This is a genomic window from Streptomyces sp. NPDC059247 (assembly GCF_042754005.1).
Taxonomy (GTDB): Bacteria; Actinomycetota; Actinomycetes; order Streptomycetales; family Streptomycetaceae; genus Streptomyces.
Genome location: NZ_JBHYZW010000006.1, coordinates 280,688 through 304,293, shown reverse-complemented (window position 1 = coordinate 304,293; position 23,606 = coordinate 280,688). Strand labels below are relative to the sequence as shown.

Below are 23,606 nucleotides of genomic sequence, written 5' to 3'. Positions count from 1 at the left end.
CGGCCCGGCGCGCGCACCCGGCGCGGGGCCCGCCCTCGCCGGGACCGGGAGAGACCCCGAGCGGAGAGGGACCGACATGCTCGACCACCTCATCACGGGCGCCACCGTCGTGGACGGCACCGGCGCCCCCGCCTTCGCCGCCGACATCGGGCTGCGCGACGGCCGGATCGCCGTCGTCGCCGAGCCCGGCGCCGTCCGCGAGGAGGCCCGCACCACCGAGGACGCCACCGGACTCGTCCTCACCCCCGGCTTCGTCGACCCGCACACCCACTACGACGCCCAGCTGTTCTGGGACCCCTACGCCACCCCCTCCATGAACCACGGCGTCACCACCGTCGCGGGCGGCAACTGCGGCTTCACCCTCGCCCCGCTCCACCCGGACCGGCCCGAGGACGCCGACTACACCCGCCGGATGATGTCCAAGGTGGAGGGCATGGCCCTGAAGGCCCTGGAGGAGGGCGTCGACTGGAGCTGGTCGTCCTTCGCGGAGTACCTGGACGCCCTGGACGGCCGGATCGCCGTCAACGCGGGCTTCATGGTCGGCCACTGCGCGCTGCGCCGGTACGTGATGGGCGCCGACGCCGTCGGCGGGACCCCCACCCCCGAACAGCTCGACCGGATGGTCGCCCTCCTCAAGGAGGCCATGGCGGCGGGCGCCTGGGGGCTCTCCACCACCCAGTCCGCCACCCACTCCGACGGCGACGGCGCCCCCGTCGCCTCCCGGCACGCGGCCCCCGACGAGCTGATCGCCCTCTCCCGCGCGGTCGGCGAACACGAGGGCACCCAGCTGGAGGCCATCCTCGCGGGCTGCCTCGACCAGTTCTCCGACGCCGAGATCGACCTGTTCGTCGCCATGACGGCCGCCGCCGGACGCCCCCTCAACTGGAACGTCCTCACCATCGACGCCGCCGTCCCCGAACGCGTCCCGCGCCAGCTCACCGCCTCCGGACGGGCCCGGGAGTCCGGCGGCCGGATCGTCGCCCTCACCATGCCGATCCTCACCCCCATGAACATGTCCCTCGGCACCTTCTGCGCGCTCAACCTCATCCCCGGCTGGGGCGAGGTCCTCGCCCTGCCCGTCCCCGAACGGATCGCCGGGCTCCGCGACCCCGCCGTCCGCGCCGAACTGCTGCGGCGCGCCGACTCCCGGGAGGCGGGCGTCTTCCGGCGGCTCGCGGACTTCGGCCGGTACGTCGTCGGGGACACGTACAGCAAGGAGAACGAGGGGCTCACCGGCCGGGTCGTGAAGGACATCGCCGCCGCGCGCGGCCAGGACCCCTTCCAGTGCCTCGTCGAGATCTGCGCCAACGACGACCTCAGGACCGTCCTGTGGCCGATGCCCCCGGACAACGACCCGGCCTCCTGGGAGCTGCGCCGCGCGACCTGGGAACACGAGGACGTCCTGCTCGGCGGCTCCGACGCGGGCGCCCATCTGGACCGGATGTGCGGCGCCCCCTACACCACCCGCTTCCTCGGCGACTGCCTGCGCGGCCGGAAGCTCGTCCCCCTGGAGAGCGCGGTACGGATGCTGACCGACGACCCGGCCCGGCTCTTCGGACTCCGCGAACGGGGCCGGATCACCGAGGGCTTCCACGCCGACCTGGTCCTCTTCGACCCGGAGCGGATCGACGCGGGCCCGGCGACCCTGGTGCACGACCTGCCCGGGGACAGCCCCCGCCTCGACTCGCGCGCGGTGGGCATCGTCTCGGTGCGGGTCAACGGCGTGGAGACGGTACGGGACGACGAGGTGACCGGCGCGATCCCCGGCAGGGTGCTGCGCTCGGGCCGCGACACGAGGACGGTGAGCACCCGATGACCCGTACCGAGCGGCTCTTCGTGGGCGGCGAGTGGGTCGAGCCCGCCCTCGGCCACTACGAGGTGGTGAACCCGGCCACCGAGGAGGTCGTCGGGCTCGCTCCCGAGGCGTCCAGGGCCCAGGTCCACGAGGCCGCCGCCGCGGCCCGCGCGGCCTTCGCCTCCTGGTCGCGCACCAGGCCGGAGGAGCGGGCGGCGATCCTCGACCGGGCCGCCGGTCTGATGGCCAGGGACGCGGAGGAGAACACCCTGCTGGCCCGCGCCGAGACGGGCGCCACGACCGGCACCGCGCGCGGGATGCAGGTCGCGGTGGGCGCGGCCCGCTTCCGGCGGTACGCGCGGGGCGCCCTGGAACCCGTGGAACAGCCGCTGCCCCCGCAGATCAACGAGGCGGGGCCGATGGGCCGGGCCGGGGTGTTCGGCGCGGTCGCGGTGCGCCGCCCGGTCGGCGTGGTCAGCTGCATCACCTCGTACAACAACCCCTGGGCCAATCCGGCGGGCAAGGTCGCCCCGGCGCTGGCGATGGGCAACACGGTCCTGGTGAAGCCCGCCCCGCAGGACCCGCTGTCGGTGTACGCGATGGCCCGCGCGCTCGACGAGGCCGGGGTCCCGCCGGGTGTCGTCAACGTGGTGACCGGCTCCTCGGCGGAGTCCGGGCGGGCGGCCGTGGACTCCCCGGACGTCGACATGGTGTCCTTCACCGGCTCCACGGAGGTCGGGCAGGCGATCGGCGAGGTCTGCGGCCGGGAGCTGAAGCGGCAGCTGATGGAGCTGGGCGGCAAGGGCGCGGCGCTGGTCCTCGACGACGCCGACCTGGACTCGGCGGTCATGGGGATCGGGACGACGTTCTCCTTCTACAGCGGGCAGATCTGCACCGCCCCCACCCGGGTCCTCGCCCAGCGCGGGATCTACGAGCGGCTGGTGGAGAAGCTCACCGGCTACCTCCGGCACCTGCGGGTGGGGGACCCGGCGGAGCGGGGCACGGTCGTCGGCCCGGTCATCTCGGCGGCCCACCGCGACCGGGTGGAGGCGTACGTGGAGCTGGGCCGGAAGGAGGGGGCGCGGATCGTCGCGGGCGGCGAGCGGCCGGACCTCCCGAAGGGCTTCTACGTGGCGCCGACGCTGCTGGCCGACTGCACCCCCGGGATGCGGGTGGTGCGGGAGGAGATCTTCGGGCCGGTCGTCGTGGTGGTGCCCTTCGACGACGAGGAGGAGGGGATCGCCCTCGCCAACGACAGCGACTACGGCCTGATCGACTACGTGTGGTCCGGCGACGTGGCCCGCGCCTTCCGGATCGCGGCCCGGCTGCGGGCGGGCGGGGTGGGCGTGAACACGATCGGCCGGAACATGGAGGCGCCGTTCGGCGGGTTCAAGAAGAGCGGGGTCGGCCGGGACGTGGGCTCGTACGCGCTGCACGCGTACAGCGAACTCCAGGCGGTGGTGTGGCCGGGATGAGCCGGGGCGGTCCGGACGGCCCGGGTCCCGGGTCCGGGGGCTTCCCGGCCCCGGTACTCCCGGCGCCCCGGAAGCCCCGGGGAGCCCCGGCACTCCCGGCGCTCCCCGGCCCCGAGGTCCTCGGGGCCGGAGGTCCCGGGCCCCGAGGACCTCCGGCCCTGGCCCGGACGCGGACCGGTACGGGCGGCCTCCGGGGGAGCCTTCGGAAAATTCCTCGGGAAATTTTGAAACCGGACATTCCGGGCAGGGCTGCGGTTCCCGCATATCGGACACGGGCCGACCGACCTACCAGTTGGTCGGTATGTGATGGCTGTTGATCTCTCAATCATTGGCGGGTGTCTGATTCGACCCCCGCATTGCAAGGCGATGATCGATCAGATGAGCGGATTTAGATCTTCCGGATGTGGAAACCGCATCATTTAACGTCCTGTTCATGACTCAGGTGGAAGCCCGGCCCCCGGCCGGAGACACGGTAAGGGGCGTCAATGCCCCTGGCGACACCAACGGCGTGCGCACCAAGGGCCTCGGCGGAAACTCCGTCGGCCTCCTCGGCAGTGCCGTCATCGGCATCTCGACCGTCGCCCCCGTCTACTGCCTGACCTCCACCCTCGGCTCGACCGCGGGCGAGGTCGGACTGCAGATGCCCGCGGTCTTCCTCGCGGGCTTCCTCCCGATGCTCCTCGTCGCCTTCGCGTACCGGGAGCTCAACCGGGTCATGCCCGACTGCGGCACCTCCTTCACCTGGACCGTGAAGGCCTTCGGCCCCAAGATCGGCTGGATGTGCGGCTGGGGCCTCGTGATCGCGACGATCATCGTGCTCTCCAACCTGGCCGGGGTGGCGACCTCCTACTTCTGGCTCCTCGCGGGCGAGATCAGCGGCAACGCCTCCGTCGCCGCCCTGGACGACAACAAGGCCGTCCACATCCTCACCTGTCTGGCGCTCATCGCCGCCGCCACCGCGATCAGCTACCGGGGCATGACCGCCACCAAGGGCGTCCAGTACACCCTCGTCGGCCTCCAGCTCGTCGTCCTCGCCGTCTTCGTGGGCATGGCCCTGTCGAAGGCCGGGTCCTTCGAGACCTCGGTGGACTTCTCCTGGTCCTGGATGAACCCCTTCGCGGTCCAGTCCTTCGCCGCCTTCACCGCGGGCCTCTCGCTCTCGATCTTCATGTACTGGGGCTGGGACGCCTGCATGGCGACCAACGAGGAGACCACCGGCAGCGCCAGGACCCCCGGCCGCGCCGCGCTCATCGCGATGGTCGTCCTGGTCGGCTCCTACCTGGCCACCGGCATCGCCGCCCAGATGGTCGTCGGCTCCGGCGAGAACGGCCTCGGCCTCGCCAACCCGGAGACCTCCGACAACGTCTTCGCCGCCCTCGCGGGCCCGATCATGGGCCCCACGCTCGGCGTCCTGCTCTTCGTCGCGGTCCTCGCCTCCGCGGCGGCCAGCCTCCAGACCACGTTCATCCCGGTCGCCCGCACGGTCCTCGCGATGTCCACGTACGAGGCCCTGCCGAAGTCCTTCACCAAGGTCCACCCGGTCTTCAAGACCCCCGGCAAGGCGACCGTCGTCGCGGGTGTCGCCACCGGCGTCTTCTACACGGTGATGACCCTGGTCAGCGAGCACGTCCTGGTGGACACGATCTACGCGCTCGGCCTGATGATCTGCTTCTACTACGCGCTGACGGCCTTCGCCTGCGTCTGGTACTTCCGCGGCGAGCTGTTCCGCTCCGGCCGGGACTTCGCCTTCAAGGGCCTGATGCCGCTGCTGGGCGGGACGATGCTGACCGCCGTCTTCGGCAAGACGCTCTACGACATGTGGGACCCGGCGTACGGCTCCGGCTCCGCCGTCCTCGGCGTCGGCTCGGTCTTCGTGATCGGCGTCGGACTGCTGCTGCTCGGCGTGGTGATCATGCTGGTGATGCGGCGCAGGAGTCCCGCCTTCTTCCGGGGCGAGGTCCTGACGAAGGAGACGCCGTCGCTGGTGATCGCCGACTGACGGCTTCCTGACGGCCCCCGGGCCGTCCCGGGGACACGAAGGTGGCGGGCCCGTGGGGGGTCCCGTCACCTTCGTCCCCGTTTTCGTCCCCGTTCCCGGCCGTCTCTCCGGCCGGGTGATCGGTCGGGTGGTCGGTCGGCGGAGGTCAGCGGCGGGGGAGCAGGCTCTCCACCAGCGTGTTCGCGGGCGGCAGGTCGGGCGAGGCGGCGGGCTTGGCCTTCTGGTTCAGGACCCCGCTGAGCGGCACCACGGAGGGCAGGTTCACGCCCCCGGTGTCGGCGGCGGCGGCGGTCCCGGCGGCGAGGGCGCCGCCACTCGCGGCGAAACAGGTCAGGGCGACGGCGGTCAGGATCTTCTTCATGCCCGCACCAACGCGGAGGAACCAGCTCCGGTTACGACCGGACACCCTCGGCTCCTCGGCCCCTTCGGTCTCTCGGCTTCTTGGCCCCTTGGCCCCCTGGCCCCTTGGCCCCCTGGCCCCTTGGCCCCCTGGCCCCTGGCCCCTGGCCCCTCGGCCCCTCGGCCCCTCGGCCCCCTAGCCTCCTAGCCCCTTGGCCTCCTGGTCACTCGACCTCTTGGCTCCTTGGTCATGTCCGGGGTGTCCGAGGGTGTCCGGACCCTCGGAAATCCGGCCCGTACGCCCTACCGTGCCCCCATGCGGATCTCGACCACGATCTTCCTGACCGACGAGACCATCACCCCCCTGCGGCTCGCCCGCGCGCTGGAGGAGCGCGGCTTCGGCGGGCTCTACCTGCCCGAGCACACCCACATCCCCGTCGAACGGACCACGCCCTACCCGATGGGCGGGGAACTGCCCCGGGAGTACGCCCGCACCCTCGACCCCTTCGTGGCCCTCGCCCAGGCCGCCGCCGTCACCGAGCGCCTCCACCTCGGCACCGGCGTCACGCTGGTCGCCCAGCACGACCCGATCGCCCTGGCCAAGCAGGCCGCCACCCTCCACCACCTCTCCGGCGGGCGCTTCACCCTCGGCGTCGGCTTCGGCTGGAACCGCGAGGAGGCCGCCGACCACGGGGTGGACTGGGCCACCCGGCGGGACCTGGTCGCCGACCGGGTCCATCTGATGCGGGCCCTGTGGGCGCCGGAGCCCACCGCGTACGAGGGGAAGCACGGGGACTCCGTACGCGCCTCCGGGGCCTGGCCCAAGCCCGCCGGGGGCGCCCTCCGGGTCCTCGTGGGCGGGGCGGGCGGCCCCAAGCTGTTCGCCGCGACCGCCGACTGGGCCGACGGCTGGCTGCCGATCGGCGGCGGGGGGCTGACGGAGGCGCTCCCGGCGCTCCGCGAGACCTGGGAGCGGGCGGGCCGCGACCCGGAGGCCCTCCACATCGTCCCGTACGCGGTCCTGCCCACCCCCGGCAAGCTCGCCCACTACACGGACCTCGGCTGCGAGGAGGTCGTCCTCCAGCTCCCGTCGGCCCCGGAGGAGGAGGTGCTGCGAACGCTGGACGCGTACACCCCCTTCCTCTGACACCCGCCCGGGCACCACCCGCCGGCCGAAGGCGACCGTCGGAGGCCGGGTCCGGCGCCTCGTCGACGTTCCCCGCCGTCCCCGCCGTACGGTGCACCTGGTGTACGCCGCGCCCAGGCACCCCGAGGACACGGAGTGACTCTCCCCGTGGGGAGACGGAGCGCCGGGGTGCGGGGCGCTCGTATGCTCGGTTCATGACGGATCACCAGGAAGTCCGGCCCACCGCGAACGCCATGCGACGTGCCCTGCGCAGGGCCAGGGACGGGGTCGCGCTCGACGTCGGCGAGGCCGCCGTGCTGCTGCGGGCGCGCGGTGACGACCTGGCCGATCTCGTCGCCTCCGCGGGACGGGTCCGCGACGCCGGTCTCGCGGCGGCCGGACGCCCCGGGATCATCACGTACTCGAAGAGCGTCTTCATACCCCTCACCCGTCTCTGCCGCGACAAGTGCCACTACTGCACCTTCGTCACCGTCCCCGGCAAGCTCCGCCGGGCCGGGCACGGCATGTTCATGTCCCCGGACGAGGTCCTCGACATCGCCCGGCGCGGTGCCGAACTCGGCTGCAAGGAAGCCCTGATCACCCTCGGCGACAAGCCCGAGGACCGCTGGCCCGAGGCCCGCGAATGGCTCGACGCGCACGGCTACGACGACACCGTCGCGTACGTACGGGCCATGGCGATCCGCATCCTGGAGGAGACCGGTCTCCTCCCGCACCTCAACCCCGGGGTCCTGTCCTGGACCGACTTCCAGCGCCTCAAGCCCGTCGCCCCCTCGATGGGTATGATGCTGGAGACCACCGCCACCCGCCTCTGGTCCGAGCCCGGCGGCCCCCACCACGGGTCCCCCGACAAGGAACCCGCCGTCCGCCTCCGCGTCCTGGAGGACGCCGGACGGTCGTCCGTCCCCTTCACCTCCGGGCTGCTGCTCGGCATCGGCGAGACCCTGGAGGAGCGCGCCGAGTCCCTGTTCGCGCTCCGCCGGATCTCCCGCGCCTACCACTCGATCCAGGAACTGATCATCCAGAACTTCCGCGCCAAGCCGGACACGGCCATGCGCGGAATGCCGGACGCCGCACTCGACGACCTCGTCGCCACCGTCGCCGTGGCCCGGCACATCATGGGCCCCGCCGCCTGCCTCCAGGCCCCGCCGAACCTCGTCGACGCGGAGTACGAGCGGCTGATCGCGGCGGGCGTCGACGACTGGGGCGGGGTCTCCCCGCTCACCATCGACCACGTCAACCCCGAGCGGCCCTGGCCCCGGATCGACGAACTGGCCGCCCGCTCCCGCGCGGCCGGGTTCGAGCTGCGCGAACGCCTCTGCGTCTACCCGGAGTTCATCACCCGGGGCGAACCCTGGCTCGACCCCAGGATCGTCCCGCACGTCCGCGCCCTCGCCGACCCCGCCACCGGCCTCGCGAACCCCGACGCGCCCGTCAGGGGCCTGCCCTGGCAGGAGCCCGACGAGACCTTCACCGGCACCGGCCGCACCGATCTGCACCGCACCATCGACACCACCGGCCGCACCCACGACCGGCGCGACGACTTCGACGAGGTGTACGGAGACTGGGAGTCGCTCCGCGAGGCCGCCGCCCCCGGGATGGTCCCCGAACGCGTCGACGCCGACGTCCGCGAGGCCCTCGCCGTCGCCGCCGACGACCCGACGAGGCTCACCGACGCCCAGGCCCTGGCCCTGCTGCACGCCGACGGGCCCGCGCTCGACGCGCTCACCCGGATCGCCGACGACGTCCGCAGGTCCGTCTCCGGCGACGAGGTCACCTATGTCGTCACCCGGAACATCAACTTCACCAACGTCTGCTACACCGGCTGCCGGTTCTGCGCCTTCGCCCAGCGCCGCACCGACGCCGACGCGTACACCCTCTCCCTCGACCAGCTCGCGGACCGCGCCCAGCAGGCGTGGGACGTCGGCGCCGTCGAGGTCTGTATGCAGGGCGGCATCCACCCCGACCTGCCAGGCAGCGCCTACTTCGACATCGCCCGCGCGGTGAAGGAGCGCGTCCCCGGGATGCACGTGCACGCCTTCTCCCCGATGGAGGTCGTCAACGGCGCCACCCGCACCGGCCTCTCGATCCGGGAATGGCTCACCGCCGCCAAGGAGGCCGGACTCGACTCGATCCCCGGCACCGCCGCCGAGATCCTCGACGACGAGGTCCGCTGGGTCCTCACCAAGGGCAAACTGCCCACCGCCACCTGGATCGAGGTCGTCACCACCGCCCACGAACTGGGCCTGCGGTCGAGCTCGACCATGATGTACGGGCACGTGGACCAGCCCCGGCACTGGCTCGGCCACTTCCGCACCCTCTCCCGCGTCCAGCAGGAGACCGGCGGCTTCACCGAGTTCGTGACCCTCCCCTTCATCCACACCAACGCCCCCGTCTACCTCGCGGGCATCGCCCGCCCCGGCCCGACCGTCCGCGACAACCGCGCGGTCACCGCGATGGCCCGCCTCCTCCTCCACCCGCACATCCCCAACATCCAGACCAGCTGGGTGAAACTGGGCGCGGAGGGCGCCGCCGAGATGCTCCGCTCGGGTGCGAACGACCTCGGCGGCACCCTGATGGAGGAGACCATCTCCCGGATGGCCGGATCGAGTTACGGCTCGTACCGCTCGATCCGTGACCTGGAGGCCATCGCGGAGGCGGCCGGCCGCCCGGCGAAGCCCCGTACGACCCTGTACGGCGAGGTGCCGGAGGAACGGCAGCGCGCCGCCCGGGCCTCCGACGGCCACCTTCCCGAACTCCTCCCGGTCCTCCCGCCGGAGGGCGCGGCCTGACGGAACCGGCCGGGCGGCCGACGCGCGGAGGCCCGGCCGGGCGGCCCGGCGCGGACCCGTACCGCCCGCCGCCGTACCGCCCGGCGCGGACCGGGTCGGCCGCAGAGGACCGGGCCGCCTCCCGCCCCGCCGCCCCGCCGGGAAGGCTCAGCCCAGCCAGCCCCGCTGCGCCGCCTGCCACACCAGCTGGGTCCTGGTCAGGGCCCCGGCGCGGTGCATCAGGGCCTGGACGCGGCGCTGGACCGTGCGCTGGCTGACCCACAGCTGGGAGGCGATGGCCTTGTCCGCGACCCCGGCGACGATCAGCGACAGCAGATACCGCTCGTCGTCGGCGAGCTGGACCGCAGGGCGCGGGCTGTCGCCGAGGTCGGCCAGCTCGCCGGAGTCCGTGACGTGCAGCGGGGACGCCGCCGCCCACTGGCTCTCGAACAGGGCGATCAGCGCGTCCAGCAGACTGCTGCTGTGGACCACGGCGGCGGTCGGCTCGCCTCCCCGCCCGGCCGGGCCCCCGGCCCCCTCCGCACCGTCCCCCTCGCCCCGGCTCTCGTACACCAGGGGGCAGATGGCCATCGAGCTGTCCGCTATCACCAGCCGGACCGGCAACGATCCGACGGCCGCCCGCGCCTGCTCGCCCGCGCGGATGCTCCGGGCGACGTTGTCCACCATGCCGGGCACTTCGAGCAGTTCGCGCTCGTAGATCGTCTTGTACCGCACCCCCCGGGCGAGCAGCTCCCACTCCTCGTCGTTCTCCGCCGCCGCCAGCGCCACCGGCCGCGCCTTGCAGAGCCAGCGCATCTCGCTCGCCCCGTACGCCATGTGCCGCAGCCGCTGCCGGATCACCCCCGCCCCGGTGATCACCTCGACGAGCTGCCCGGCGTCGTGCCGACGGCCCCCCGCCCGGTACTCCTCGGCGAGCTGCTCCACGCCCCGCCGCGCCCACTCCAGGGCCTCGTGCCCGCGCAGCAGCAGCGGGCGCAGCGCCGCGTCGGGCGCCACCGGCACGTACCGCTCGGGGCCGCCCTCGGGAGAGTCGGCGACCCGCCCCACCAGACCCTTGTCATGGAGCGACGCCAGCAGCCAGTGGACCCGCGCCACGTCGAGGCCGAGCCGCGCGGCGATCCCGGCGGCGTCGGACTCCCGCGCCCCGACGAGGAAGCGGTAGACGCGTTCCTCCGTGGCGCCGACCCCCGCCGCCTCCAGCATGTGCCCTTCTCCCACGACGTCTTCCCCCACCCCGGCCGACGCGACCGCTCCCGCACAGGGCGTGATCAAACCACACCAACCCCATAGGAAACGAGAGTCCGCATTACCACACGGGCCCCATCCCCGGGCGGTGATCGGCGCAAAGTGGCGGCGGGTGGACATGTCGCCTCTTCGTCAGTCGCGGACCGTAGCGGAGGTGATCCTTTCTGTTGACTCTTGGTTCCGCCGGACACGGACCCCCCGCCGGCGGAAGGAGCGCCCCACCATGCGACGCAGACGGAGAACCGCACTGCTCAGCTTCGCCCTGGCGGCCACCATGGCCGCCGGAGGCTTCGCGTACGGTGCCGCCCCCCTCCCGGCGGCCGGGGAGGACGCGGTGACCGCCGCGCCCCGGGACGCTGTCCGCACCGCGACAGTCACCCTGGTGACAGGCGACAAGGTGACCGTCGCCACCCGGGCCGGGAAGACCGTGGCCGTCAACGTCACCCCGTACCGGTCCGGCGCCACCGGGATGCGCACCTACACCGTCGGCACCGACGTCTACGTGATACCCCGGGACGTCGAGCCGCTGATCCACAACGGCCGGGTCGACAAGCGCCTGTTCAACGTCACCCAGCTCGTCGCCCAGGGCTTCGACGACGCCCACCGCACGGCCACCCCGCTGATCGTGCGCTACGACTCCACCACCGCCCCCACCCCCGGCGGCGCCCGCCTCACCCGCCAGCTCCCCGGTGTGCGCGGCGCGGCCGTCAGCGCCGACAAGGCGAAGGGCGACACGTTCTGGGAGGCCGTCGACGACGACAGCGCCCGCGCGGGCACCCCCCGGGCCCGGCTCTCCGGCGGCATCCAGCGCCTCTGGCTCGACGGCAAGGTCAGCGCCCTCCTCGACAGGAGCGTCCCGCAGACCGGCGCCCCCGAGGCGTGGGCCGCCGGATACGACGGCACCGGCGTCAAGGTCGCCGTGCTCGACACCGGCGTCGACGCCACCCACCCCGACCTCGCCGACCGCCTCGTCGAGAGCCGCAGCTTCGTCCCCGGCGAGACCGCCCGCGACGGCCACGGCCACGGCACCCACGTCGCCTCCACGATCCTCGGCAGCGGCGCGGGCTCCGGAGGCGCCTACAAGGGCGTGGCCCCCGGCGCGAAGCTGCTGGTGGGCAAGGTCCTCAGCGACACCGGCTCCGGCTCGGAGTCCGGCATCATCGAGGGCATGGACTGGGCCGCGCACTCCGGCGCCAAGGTCGTGTCCATGAGCCTCGGCGGCCAGGAGGGCGCCGACGGCACCGACCCCATGTCGCTCGCGGTCAACCAGCTCACCGCCAGCACCGGCGTCCTGTTCACCGTCGCCGCGGGCAACAGCGGCCCCGGCGCGAAGACGGTCGGCTCGCCCGGCGCCGCCGCCGCGGCCCTGACCGTCGGCGCGGTCGACTCCGCCGACGCCGTCGCGAGCTTCTCCAGCCGGGGCCCGCGCGGTGACGGCGGCCTCAAGCCGGAGATCACCGCCCCCGGCGTCCGGATCGTCGCGGCCCGCGCGGCCGGCACCACGATGGGCACCCCCGCCGGCGACCTCTACACCAGCGCCAGCGGCACCTCCATGGCCACCCCGCACGTGGCGGGCGCCGCCGCGATCCTCGCCCAGCGCCACCCCGACTGGTCGCCCGCACAGCTGAAGAACCAGCTCGTCAGCACCGCGAAGACCACCGCCGACACCTCCGTGTACGCCCAGGGCGCCGGACGCGTCGACGTGGCGCGCGCGGTCCGCCAGCCGGTCTCCGCCAGCGGCACCGTCGACTTCGGCCTGCGCGGCTGGGACGAATCCGCCCCGGTCGAGAAGAAGATCCAGTACGTCAACGACGGCGACGCCCCCGTCACGCTGGCGCTCACCCTCGGCGACGCGGGCGAGCGGCTCCCCGCCGGGGTCCTCGCCCTCGGCGCCGACTCGGTGACCGTACCGGCGCACGGCACCGCCGAGGTCGCCGTCACCCTCGACAGCGCGGGCGTCACGACCGGTTCGCACGGCGCCCACGTCACCGCCCGCGCCGCCGACGGGACCACGGCCGTCACCGCGGTCGGCTTCGGCCGGGACGTGCGGCGCTTCGACGTCACGCTGAAGGTCCTCGACCGCGACGGCAAGCCCACCAAGGGCGTCGCGGCGGTCACCGACACCACCCTGGACAAGGTGCAGCTCCCGGAGACGTATCCGGTCGGCGAGGACGGGACCGTCGTGATCCGGGTCCCGCGCGGCGAGCACTCCTTCACCGCGGAGGTGTTCCACTACAGCCCCGACTGGAGCAGGCTCCACGAGTACACCTACGCGGCCCGGCCCGGCGCCCTGATCGACTCCGACCGGACCCTCGTCTTCGACGGCTCCAAGGCGGGCCGGGTCACCATGACCACCCCGCTGCCGTCCGAGGCCAACCGGGTCAGGGTCGGCGTCTTCGCCCGCGCCACCACGGGCGTGGTCCACGACCGCGAGACCTGGCTGGGCGGTGAGACGGCGGTGTACTCCGTGCCGTCGGAGTCCACCGGGGACCACCTCTTCGAGTCGCGCGTCGGCTGGACGCTCTCCGCCCCCGCGCTCTCGGCCCGGCTCCTCGGCCACGGCGGTCGCGCCCTCGACGCCTCCTACTTCCAGGGCTGGGTCGGCTCCGCCCGCTTCGACGGCACCCGGGTCCTGCGGGTCGCCCGGCCCGGCGAGGACGTCCGGGGCAAGGTCGCGCTGGTGCGGCGGGACGACGCGAAGACCACGACGAACGCGCAGATCGACGCCGCCGCCGACGCCGGAGCGGTCGCCGTGATCGTCGCCAACGACACCCCCGGCAACTGGCTGGCGAGCCACTGGCGCCAGCAGGAGACCCGCATCCCCGCGATGACGGTCTCCGGCGCCGAGGGCGACCGGCTGATGTCCCTGTCCGGCGCCCGGATCGCGTTCTCCGGCACGGCGGTCAGCCCGTACGCCTACGACCTCGTCAAGTACACCGACGGCAGGGTCCCCGCCGACCAGCGCTACCGCGTCCGGGCCGGGGAACTCGCCACGGTCGACACCCGGTTCCACGGCGCGACCGCCGGGGCCGAGGCCGGGTACAGCAGGCTGACCCGCTCCCCGATGCAGCCGGTGGCGAACTACCTCTACGGCCGGGTGACGCTCCAGCGGACCCTGACCGAGTACGTCACCCCGGGCGTGAGCACCGCCGAAGCCGTCAAGCTCGGCCCCGTGTGGGAGGCGGGCAGCGCCTGGCAGGTCACGACCGCCACCACGCTGGCCCCCGGCCAGAAGGTGCGCCGCGACTGGAACAAGGCCGTGGTCCGCACCGCGCTGCCGGACGGACTGGACAACGCGGCCGTCCGTGACGGCGCTCTCGCCGGGGTCGGGGCCGTCGGTCTCCTCGACAGCGGCTCCGGCCGGTGGACCGCCCTGCGCGGCGGCGCCGACAAGGAGCTGACCACGGTCTACCGGGACGGCACCCTCCTCGGCACCGCCCCCTCCGCCTCCGTCGCCTTCCCGGTGGTCCCGCAGCGCGCCGAGTACCGCGTGGTCACCGACGTGCGGCGCGCCGAGCCGGGCTGGACGACCTCCACCGGGGTCCGCACCGACTGGCGCTTCCGCTCCGAGGCCGGTGCGGGCCGGACGGTGCTGCCCGTCCTGTCGGTCGACTACCGCCTGGGCACCGATCTGGCCAACAGCGCCCGGACGAAGTCCCGGACGTCCGTGGGCCTCGGCGTGCGGCACCCCAAGGGCCTGACCGGCCCGAAGATCACCGGGGTGAAGCTGTGGGCCTCGTACGACGACGGCGCCTCCTGGCGCCAGGTCCGCCTGGACGGCGCGCTGAACGGCCGGATCGACAACCCGTCCGCCGCGGGCTTCGTCTCGCTGCGGGTCACCGCCACCGACGCCGACGGCAACTCCGTCGACCAGACGGTGACGAGGGCCTACCAGGTCCGCCGCTGACGGTCCGCCGAAGGATCCCCGGGGATCCCCCGGGATTCCCTGAGGACCAGGGAAGAACCTCCGGAGGACCGCTGAGGGACGGCGGAGGACCGCTGAAGGACGGCCGGGGCACCCCCACACGGGTGCCCCGGCCTTTCGCCTTCCCCCGGCCAACTACGGTCAAAAGCGGCTGGAAGGGCGTCGGATCACATAACGTTCCGGCCCCCGAGCGGACGTACCCGGTCCATTACAGTGCTGCGCAGACCGGTCTACGGGGGAGGGGGCGCGTCGTGGCCACGACAGCCGCGGCCGTGTGGGGCCGCGCCGAACAACAGGACTTCCGCGCCCGCGTCCGGGGCTGTCTGCTCGGCGGCGCCCTCGGCGACGCCCTGGGCGCGGGCGCCGAGGGCCGTACGCTCGCCGAACTCCGCGAGGCCCACGGCCCCGAGGGGCTCACCGAGCCCGCCCCCGCGCACGGCCGCCGGGGCGCGGTCACCGCCGCCACCCAGATGGGCCTGTTCACCGTCGACGGCCTCATCCGCGCCCAGGTCCGCCGCGACACCGGCGCCTGGCATCCGCCCACCGACGTCCACCGGGCCCATCTGCGCTGGGCCGCCACCCAGCGCGACTGGGGCCCCGACGAACGGCGGGAGGACAACGGCTGGCTGGCCCGCGAGGAGTGGCTCTACACCCGCCGCAACCCGCCCCGCGCCTGCCTGACCGGCTTCGGCGACGAGGTCCTCGGCACCCTCGACAAGCCCAAGAACCCGGCCGCCGCCGACTCCGGCGCCCTGGTCCGCTCCGCCCCCTTCGGCCTGCTCGTCGGCTGGGAACCGCAGCTCGTCTGCCAGCTCGCCGTGGAGTGCGCGGCGCAGAGCCACGGCGCCCCCGCCGCCGGACTGGCCGCGGGCGCCTTCGCCGTCATCGTGCACGGGCTCGCCCGGGGCGGCACCGTCGAGGCGTCCGTCGGACGGGCCCTGGAACAGCTGGCGGCCCGCCCCGGCCGCGAGCCGGTCGGCGAGGCGCTCGACCGCGCCCTGGCGGCCGTACGGGAGGGGGCGCCGGACCCGGACCGGGTGACCGCGCTCGGCGCGGCCGAGGACCGGGCGGAGGGACAGCTGGCGGCGGCCGTGTACTGCGCGCTGGTCGGCGAGGACGTACGGCACGGGCTGCGGCTCGCGGTGAACCACGACGGCCCGTCGGCGGCCACCGGGGCGCTCACGGGTGCGCTGCTCGGCGCCCTGCACGGCGAGACGGCCCTCCCCCCGGCCTGGCTCGCGGAGCTGGAGGGCCGCCCGACGGTCCTGGAACTCGCGGACGACTTCGCGATGGAGATGACCCAGGGCCCGGCCCTCCACGGCCCGACGGACGCCTCCCCGGGCTGGCTGGCCCGCTACCCGAGAGCCTGACGGGGAAGCGGTCCGGCCGGACCGTGAAGGCCCGGAAGGCCCCGGCCCCTGCTCCCGGCCCCGGTCCCGGGAGGGATCACCGCATCAGCTCTCCCGCGTTGACCAGCAGGGACTGGCCGGTGATAGAGCGGGAGCGGTCCGAGGCGAGGAAGGCGACGGTGTCGGCCACGTCCGCGTCGGTCGCGAGCTCGGGCAGGGCCATCCGTTCGGTGAGGCGTCCGAGGACCTCCTCCTCCGGCACCCCCTCGGTGTGCGCGGTGAACCGTACGTACGCCTCGACCGGCGGCCCCCACATCCACCCCGGGAGCACGGTGTTGACCCGGACGCGGTGCGGCCCCAGCTCGTGAGCGAGCGAGTACATGGCCGAGGTCAGCGCGCCCTTGGAGGCCGCGTACGCCGCCTGCCGCACCTGGGTGGGCGCGGCCACGGCCGACTGGGTGCCGATCAGGACGACCGAGCCGCCGCGCTCCTTCAGCGCCGGGAGGCAGGCCCGGGTCATCCGCAGGGTGCCGAGGAGGTTGACGTCCAGGACGCCCTGCCAGGTGGCGAAGTCGGCGTCCTCCAGGCCGCCGAAGTACGAGTCCCAGGCGGCGACGTGGACGACCGCGTCGATCCCGCCGAAGCGCTCGACGGCGAGGGCGGCCAGCGCCTCGCACTGCTTCTCGTCGGTGATGTCGGTGACCCGGTGCGCGGTCCGGTGCCCCGCCGGGTCGATCGCGGCGGCGGACCTGACGAGGTTGGCGCCGGTGCGGGCGCCGAGGACCGCGTTCCCGCCGTCCCCGACGACCGTCTCGGCGACGCGGTGGCCGAGTCCCGCGCCGACCCCCGACACGACGACCGTCTTCCCCCGGAGCAGCATCCCGACCCCTCTCGCCCCTGGCCATTGATCTGACGGTCCGTCAGAGTAGGTCTCCGTCACCGACTTGGGAAGGGATACGAGCGTGAGCGAGGAGACCCGCAGCGAGACGTACGCGGAACTGGCCGCCGTGGGCCCGTACGGGGTGCGGCCGGGGCACGCGCTGATCACCATGGTCGAGCCGCATCCGGGCCACGAGTACGCGTACAACCGCTGGTACGAGGACGACCACTACTACGCGGGCGCCATGGCCATGCCCTGGATGTACGCGGGCCGCCGCTGGGTCGCCACCCGGGCGCTCCAGGAACTGCGGGTCCCGGCGGACTCCGCCGTCGCCCGGCCGGTCACCGCGGGCTGCTACCTCTCCACGTACTGGATCACCGAGGGCCGCTACGACGACCACATGAAGTGGACCGTCGGCATCAACAAGCGGCTCAACCGGGACGCCCGCGTCCACCGGGAAAGGACCCATGTCTTCACCGCGTTCCAGGACCACGAGGCGACCGTCTACCGCGACGGCGCGGCGGGTCCGCGCGACCTCCACGCCCTCGACCACCCGTACGCGGGGCTGATCCTCCAGGTCGTCGACGCCGAGGGCCCCGGGGAACGGGCGGCCCTCCTCGACCACCTGCGCCACCACGAACTGCCCCGCCGCCTCGCGGGCTCACCGGCGGCGATGGTCACCGTCTTCCGCCCGACCCCGCTGCCCGGCGACCGCATGACGTACGTGAAGCAGGTCGAGGCCGTCGACACCCGCCTCACCCTGCTGTGGTTCCTGGAGGAGGACCCCCGCACCTGCTGGCGGCCCCACTTCACGGACCTGGAGACCCTGGGCACCCCCACCGCCCGGGTGGAACTGGTGGCCCCCTTCGTCCCCACGGTCCCGGGCACGGACCGGTACGTGGACGAGCTGAGGTGAGTCCCCGGCGGTACGCGGACGGGCCCGGTCCCCGGTACGGTCCGCGCCGCGCCCGGGGCCGCGCGGCCCCGGAAAAGGCCGAAGCCCCCTCGGCCAGGACGGCGGACCGGACGAGAGGGCTCTTGCGTACCGCTGGTGCGGCGGAGGCGGCGCGGGGCTCAGAGGGCCCCGTTGCTCACCTCGCCGACGAAGGAGTTCCACGATCCGGGCCCGAAGGAGAGGGACGGACCCTCGGGGGCCTTCGAGTCCCGCACCGCGATCGCGGCCATGACCGGGGACTTCACTTCGACGCAGGCCCCGTTCCCCCCGGAGTAGGAGGACTTCGTCCAGGCGTCCGTACCACCCTGAATAATCGCCATGCTGCTCAGCTCCGGTTCTGCCAGTGAGGTGTCGCGCCAACGTTCTTGCCGGCGTGATCGAAGCTACTCGCCGGCCCCGTCCGGCGTGACCGGCGTTCACACGTCCGAGTGGCATATTCCAACCAGGCTTCCCCGGCAACGATCAAAGGGTGTACGCTCCCCTGCCCGGCGTGCGGGAAAGGGTGTTCAGGCCCGCCCGACGGTCCTCCCGACGGCCTTCCGAGGCCCTCCCAGGGATCTCCCCGGGCCCCTCCCCGGACCCCTCCTCAGCCCCCTCCCCGGGCCCTCCCGGACCACGCCCCGGCCTCAGCCCCTGGCGTGCTTCTTGGCCATCTCCGAGATGAACTCCCGGGTCTGCTCGACGTTCAGCGCCTGCGCCCGCAGATGCTCGTACATGACGCTGTACTTGCCGACGTCCTGCGTCTTCTCCAGATACAGGTCGCTCGTCACCCCCTCGATGTAGACCACGCTCGAATCGGAGGTGTCCGGGAACTCCAGGATCGAGTACTGCCCGCTGATGCCCGGGTGCGCGCCCATCTCGAAAGGCAGCACCTGCACGGTCACGTGCGGCAGCTGCGACTGTTCGAGCAGATGCTCCAACTGCTCCACCATCAACTGTCTGTTACCGACGATCCGGTGCAGCGCGCCCTCGTCGATGACCGCCCAGAGCCGCAACGGCCGCTCCGCGTCCCGGACGCGCTCCTGCCGCCGGGTGCGGACCGTGACGCGCTTCTCGATCTCCGCGGGCGTCGACTCAGGCAGCGCCCCGGAGATCACCGCCTCCGCGTACGCGTGGGTCTGCAACAGCCCCGGAATGATCTGCGGCTCGTACATCCGCAGGCTCTCCGCGTCCGTCTCCAGACCGATGTAGACGCTGTACGGGATGTCGCCGAAGGCGTGCCACCAGCCCTGCTGGCGCGAGTCCTTGGCCATCTGCATCAGCGAGTCGACCATGCGCTCGTCCTCGACCTCGTACACCCCGCAGAGGTCGCGCACATCGCGCTGGCTGATGGAACGGCGGCCGTTCTCCAGCCTGCTGATCTTCGACTGGGAGACGAGGAGACGCTCGGCGACCTGCTCGGCCGTCATGTTCTTCGCTTCCCGGAGCCGTCGCAGCTCCTGGCCCAATCGGCGTCGCCTGACGGTGGGGTTGACATTGGACGCCACGGAAACTGCACCTCCGGCTGTCTGCTGCGTAGCTGTGAGTATCTACCGCTTGGCAGACTGCCACCAAAGTCCCGGTGCGCGCTGGAAAACGAGCACAACGCGGGCCCGGGAACGCGCGTGTGCGGGGCGGTCGTCGTGACCGCCCCGCACCTCGTGCGGCTCCCGGTGGGGTGCCTGGGCGAGCGTGTGCCCGCTCGCCGGGTACTGCTGGATACCGCCGAGTACCGCCGAGTGCTAGAGCGCCGCCGCGCGGACCATGCCGCCGTGCGGCTGCGCCGGGACACCCGGGGCGCTCCGGCGCGGCTGTGCCGCCGCGCCGTTCTGGACGTCCATCACGGCGTGCGCCACGAGGCCGCCCATCGGGTCGTGCCGGATCAGATCGCGCAGCCGGGACCGCGACGACCTGCCTTCGTTGCCGGGGTAGAGGTGCTTGCCGAGACCGACCGCATGGGCCAGCGCGGCGAGCGCCGCGGTCCGCGGGTCCGGCGGTACGCCGGTGCGGATCGCACTGTCCAGCCGGGAACGGATCTCCCGACTGATCGCCGTCTCCGTCGCCTGGTAGCGAGTCGTCGGCAACACCCCGCACATCTGGCCCTCCACGGCATGAACCATGCCGCATCGCTCCAGATGCGAGAGATACGTCTGACGGAGCCCCAGTCGGGGTCCGCCGATCCAGTGGACGGCCCGAACCGGACTGCCGCGTCTGCGCAGCAGTTCCAGTGCGGAGTCCAAGGTCGGATCTCCGGTCGGCCGTGGCATCACCACGGCGATACGATCCCCGTCTGGGGCTATCCGGCCTGCCAGCGCCAGCTCCACTAGCTGTGCGCCGGCCAGGCCCAGGTCGAGCGACTGCGGCTGCGCTGTGGTACCCGTGGCCGGGTCCAGAGCGAGCAGCAGAAGCTCCTCCGGAATGGTTCTGCGGCTCCTGCCCATCCATGCCTCCCCGCGTGGATGAATGACAGGGTGACCCCTCTCACATTCATCTGTCGAGAGCGCCTGGGTGCTTCATCCGGGAACCAGTAGGTATGTCGTTCTCGTCTAGCGCGGGGGCCAAGGGGTCCACACAGGACACTGGTACACGGACCGGTACATGGTTCGAACGTATGCATGACGCTGAAGGAGGCACGGTGGCGGGCGAGTCCCCCGACATGGCGGAGCAGCAGCGGTCGTCGCAGGAGACGACGACCTCGGGGGGCGGCGGCCGGGATCCCCGGCTCTCCGCGCTCCGGGAGTCAGACGCCTCGTCGTCGGCTTCGGTTGCGGCGCCCGCCGATCCGGACTCCACGCCGTCGTCGGCGTCCTCGGGCGCGGTCCGGGTGGACGAGCGGACGGCCGTGCTCAAGAAGCTGGCGCCGCGCGCGCCGGAGGACGACACGGCGGCCGGACCGGAGACGACGGAACGGGAGACCACCACCGGACCGGAGACCGTCGTCGGGCCGGAGGCCACCACCGGGCCGCAGAGCGCCGGATGGGACACCGACGGGTCTGCGGACGCCGAGCCGGAGGGCGGGCGGCTGAAGGCGGCCGTGGCGGCGTGGGTCGCCACGGAGGAGGACCAGGAAGGGCCTTCCGCGTCGGAGGGCGCCCCGGACGCCGGCTCCGGCCCCGGGGCCGACTCGCGGGCGGGGAACGACTCGGGCCCGGAGGCCGTGACCGAGAGCGACGGGGCTGAGAGCGACGGGGCCGAGCGGGACGGGGCCGACGAGTCCGAGCCGGACTCCGTCCCCGTGGCCGGGCGGGACGGTGACGACGAGCCGGAGGAGGAGTCCGCGTCCGAGGACGGCGACGAGTCCGACGCCGGGTCCGACCCCGACGACGAGACGGGCGACGACGAGGGGGACGAGGAGCCCGTGGAGGCGAAGTCCGCCACGGAGTCCTGGTTCGCCGCGCGGAAGTCGACGACGGAGGGACGGCCCGACGCCGATGCCGACTCCGACTTCGGCTCCGACTCGGGTACGGCCGCGAGCGGCGCCGAGGGCGCGCGGGACCGGGCGACCGGCGGCGATCCGGTGGACCAGCCGACGACCACGCTCAAGAGGAAGCCCGGGGCGGTCGTGGCCGGGACCGAGACCGGGGCGGCCGAGTCCGACACCGACGCCGGGGCCGACACCGAGGGCCCCGGGACAGGCGGCGACGCTTCCCGTGCCGACGGGGACACCGACGGGGACACCGGGACCTCCCGGTCGACCCCGGACGCTTCCGGCCCTGACACCGGTGCTCCGGCCCCCGGTTCGAGCACCGAGGCCTCCCGGCCCGGCTCCGGGACCTCCCGGGACGACGACCCCGTCGACCAGCCCACGACCATGTTCAAGGCCGTCCGCCCGCCCCTGGACCAGCCGACGACCGCGCTGAAGCTCCCGCCGTCCCTGGCCGGGGACTCGGACAACGAGCGCACCAGCACCTTCCTGCCGCTGCGCGCCGACATCCCGGCCGAGCAGAAGGCGGAGAAGGAGGCCGCGAAGGAGCGGGAGTCCCGCGCGGCGGCCACCGCGCCCGCCCCGGCCCGACCGCAGCCGTCCCCGGACCAGGCCGCGCCGGGCCGTACGGAGGACCCGGCGCGGACCCCGGGCGAGACCCCGGCCCCGGGTCAGGCTCCGGCGGCCGGTCGTCCGCCGGTGGCGGGTGCCGCCGGGCTCACCGAGCCGGAGCGGACGCGGCAGCAGCCCTTGCCCCCGCTGCCCCCGCTCGACCTGCTCGCCGAGCTGACGAACACCCCGCCCCCGCCGCCGACCCCGATGCGGACGACGATCCGCCGACTGCGGATCTGGACCCCGCTCGTCCTGCTGCTCCTGATCGTCTTCGCGATCGCACAGATGGTCCGCCCGCTGCCCGACCCCGCTCTGAAGCTCACGGCGGACCCGACGTTCACCTTCGCGGGCGGCGAGCTGAAGATGCCGTGGCCCGATGAGGGACAGGGCGCCGTCGAGGTCGAGGGCGTCGGCTCGATGGGCACGTGGGGGCCGCAGAAGCCCGCCCCGATCGCCAGCGTCACGAAGACGATGACGGCGTACGTGATCCTCCGCGACCACCCGATCAAGGGGAAGCAGAAGGGCCCCGAGATCCCGATCGACAAGAAGGCCGCCGATCAGGCGAACGCCGAGCACGAGTCGACGGCGGCGGTCCAGGAGGGCCAGAAGTACACGGAGCGGGAGCTGCTGGAGCTCCTGATGATCCCCTCCGCGAACAACGTGGCCCGGCTGCTCGCGCGCTGGGACGCCGGTTCGGAGGCCGCGTTCGTGGCGAAGATGAACGCCGCCGCGAAGGACCTGGGGATGACCCGGTCGACGTACACGGACCCCTCGGGTCTCCTCGACAGCACGGTGTCGACGCCGGAGGACCAGCTGAAGCTGGCCAGGGCGGTCATGCAGTACGACGTGTTCCGGGAGATCGTGAACATGCCGAACGTGACGGTCGACGGCATCCCGGGCCGGATCGAGAACAACAACAACATCCTTCTGGAGCCGGGGGTGAGCGGCATCAAGACCGGCTCCTCCACCCCGGCCGGCGGCAATCTGCTGTGGTCGGCGAACACCGTCGTCGACGGCAAGAACCGGCGGATCCTCGGCATCGTGATGGGAGCGAAGGACGCCAAGGTCCTGAACGACAAGCTCCAGCTCGCCATCGACAACAGCCTCAAGCTGATCAAGCGGGCGCAGAAGGACGTCACCTCGGCCGTCGTGATCCGCGAGGACCAGGTCCTGGGGTACGTCGACGACGGACTCGGCGGCCGGACGCCCGTGGTGGCGACCAAGGAACTGAAGGCGGTCGGCTGGCCGGGCCTGAAGGTCGAGCTGGAGCTGACCGACGGCGGCCGTGCGGTGCCCCACGCGGGCAAGGCGGGCGACATCGTCGGTCAGGTGTCGATCGGCACCGGCGCGGGCCGGGTCAGCTCCCCGGTGGCCCTCCGCACGGACCTGGTGGAGCCGGGCTTCGACAAGAAGCTCACGCGCGTGGGCTGAGGGGACCCGGCCGGGGCGCGACCCCGGCCCCACCCGCTTGGCCGGGCGCCCCGGGTCCCCGGGGCGCCCAGCTGTTAGCGTCGTGCGGGGGACGAGAGGGACGCGTGGTACTTCCCGCGCGCAGCGAGACGGGCAGCACGGGAAAGGGCCGCAGTTGACCACCGCCGAGCCGACACGCGCCGACCGCGTGGCTTCCACCGTCGATCCCGACGCTCCGGCGTCCGCAGGCGAAGGGTCCGGCGGACCCGGTGGAACGGGCCGG

General features: G+C 73.4%; 14 protein-coding genes and 1 pseudogene. 9 read left to right on the top strand and 6 right to left on the bottom strand.

Annotation, left to right across the window (positions count from 1 at the left end):
* Positions 1–52: 52 nt before the first annotated feature.
* The 3 genes and pseudogenes from ACFXGN_RS14875 to ACFXGN_RS14865 form a co-directional block, all read left to right on the top strand.
* A pseudogene (locus ACFXGN_RS14875) lies at positions 53–1,816 on the top strand (amidohydrolase family protein); the annotation flags it as partial.
* On the top strand, positions 1,813–3,270 hold the full coding sequence (locus ACFXGN_RS14870; RefSeq protein ID WP_384858323.1) for an aldehyde dehydrogenase family protein: 1,458 nt from the start codon (positions 1,813–1,815) through the stop codon (positions 3,268–3,270). The pseudogene ACFXGN_RS14875 and the gene ACFXGN_RS14870, both read left to right, overlap by 4 nt.
* 433 nt (positions 3,271–3,703) lie before the next feature.
* On the top strand, positions 3,704–5,269 hold the full coding sequence (locus tag ACFXGN_RS14865; RefSeq protein ID WP_384858321.1) for an APC family permease: 1,566 nt from the start codon (positions 3,704–3,706) through the stop codon (positions 5,267–5,269).
* Positions 5,270–5,414: 145 nt separating this feature from the next.
* Here ACFXGN_RS14865 and ACFXGN_RS14860 read toward each other — a convergent pair whose 3' ends face one another.
* Positions 5,415–5,675, bottom strand: a complete 261-nt coding sequence (locus ACFXGN_RS14860) for a hypothetical protein (RefSeq protein ID WP_384858317.1) — start codon at positions 5,673–5,675, stop codon at positions 5,415–5,417.
* 249 nt (positions 5,676–5,924) lie between these two features.
* Between ACFXGN_RS14860 and ACFXGN_RS14855 the strand changes: the two genes are divergently transcribed.
* Positions 5,925–6,755: an LLM class F420-dependent oxidoreductase gene (locus tag ACFXGN_RS14855; RefSeq protein WP_384858314.1), complete on the top strand. Its 831-nt coding sequence runs from the start codon at positions 5,925–5,927 to the stop codon at positions 6,753–6,755.
* 194 nt (positions 6,756–6,949) lie between these two features.
* Positions 6,950–9,544 carry a bifunctional FO biosynthesis protein CofGH gene (locus ACFXGN_RS14850; protein WP_384858311.1) on the top strand — a complete coding sequence of 865 codons (2,595 nt, stop codon included), beginning with the start codon at positions 6,950–6,952 and terminating at the stop codon, positions 9,542–9,544.
* Between the two features lie 147 nt (positions 9,545–9,691).
* Here the strand turns inward: ACFXGN_RS14850 and ACFXGN_RS14845 are convergent, their stop codons facing one another.
* Positions 9,692–10,747, bottom strand: a complete 1,056-nt coding sequence (locus ACFXGN_RS14845) for a helix-turn-helix domain-containing protein (RefSeq protein WP_384858576.1) — start codon at positions 10,745–10,747, stop codon at positions 9,692–9,694.
* A 265-nt stretch (positions 10,748–11,012) separates the two neighbouring features.
* Here ACFXGN_RS14845 and ACFXGN_RS14840 point away from each other — a divergent pair, with 265 nt between their 5' ends.
* Both ACFXGN_RS14840 and ACFXGN_RS14835 read left to right on the top strand, forming a co-directional pair.
* Complete coding sequence (locus tag ACFXGN_RS14840) at positions 11,013–14,696, top strand: S8 family peptidase (RefSeq protein WP_384858308.1); 3,684 nt, start codon at positions 11,013–11,015, stop codon at positions 14,694–14,696.
* Between the two features lie 269 nt (positions 14,697–14,965).
* Positions 14,966–16,084, top strand: a complete 1,119-nt coding sequence (locus tag ACFXGN_RS14835; protein WP_384858306.1) for an ADP-ribosylglycohydrolase family protein — start codon at positions 14,966–14,968, stop codon at positions 16,082–16,084.
* Between the two features lie 76 nt (positions 16,085–16,160).
* Here ACFXGN_RS14835 and ACFXGN_RS14830 read toward each other — a convergent pair whose 3' ends face one another.
* Positions 16,161–16,943, bottom strand: coding sequence for an SDR family oxidoreductase (locus tag ACFXGN_RS14830; RefSeq protein ID WP_384858304.1), 783 nt, complete (start codon positions 16,941–16,943; stop codon positions 16,161–16,163).
* A gap of 82 nt (positions 16,944–17,025) precedes the next feature.
* Between ACFXGN_RS14830 and ACFXGN_RS14825 the strand changes: the two genes are divergently transcribed.
* Positions 17,026–17,859 carry a hypothetical protein gene (locus ACFXGN_RS14825; RefSeq protein WP_384858301.1) on the top strand — a complete coding sequence of 278 codons (834 nt, stop codon included), beginning with the start codon at positions 17,026–17,028 and terminating at the stop codon, positions 17,857–17,859.
* A 158-nt stretch (positions 17,860–18,017) separates the two neighbouring features.
* On the opposite strand, the gene ACFXGN_RS14820 is transcribed toward ACFXGN_RS14825, so the two are convergent.
* The 3 genes from ACFXGN_RS14820 to ACFXGN_RS14810 all read right to left on the bottom strand — a co-directional run bounded on the left by ACFXGN_RS14820 (position 18,018) and on the right by ACFXGN_RS14810 (position 20,318).
* A complete protein-coding gene (locus ACFXGN_RS14820) occupies positions 18,018–18,218 on the bottom strand; it encodes a DUF397 domain-containing protein (protein WP_366443178.1) in 201 nt (66 codons plus the stop codon).
* Between the two features lie 306 nt (positions 18,219–18,524).
* The gene (locus tag ACFXGN_RS14815) at positions 18,525–19,385 is read right to left on the bottom strand and encodes a helix-turn-helix domain-containing protein (protein WP_384858298.1); all 861 of its coding nucleotides are present in this window, start codon (positions 19,383–19,385) and stop codon (positions 18,525–18,527) included.
* 234 nt (positions 19,386–19,619) lie between these two features.
* A complete protein-coding gene (locus ACFXGN_RS14810; RefSeq protein ID WP_351789632.1) occupies positions 19,620–20,318 on the bottom strand; it encodes a GPP34 family phosphoprotein in 699 nt (232 codons plus the stop codon).
* Between the two features lie 170 nt (positions 20,319–20,488).
* Between ACFXGN_RS14810 and ACFXGN_RS14805 the strand changes: the two genes are divergently transcribed.
* Positions 20,489–23,344, top strand: a complete 2,856-nt coding sequence (locus tag ACFXGN_RS14805; protein ID WP_384858295.1) for a D-alanyl-D-alanine carboxypeptidase — start codon at positions 20,489–20,491, stop codon at positions 23,342–23,344.
* Positions 23,345–23,606: the final 262 nt, after the last annotated feature.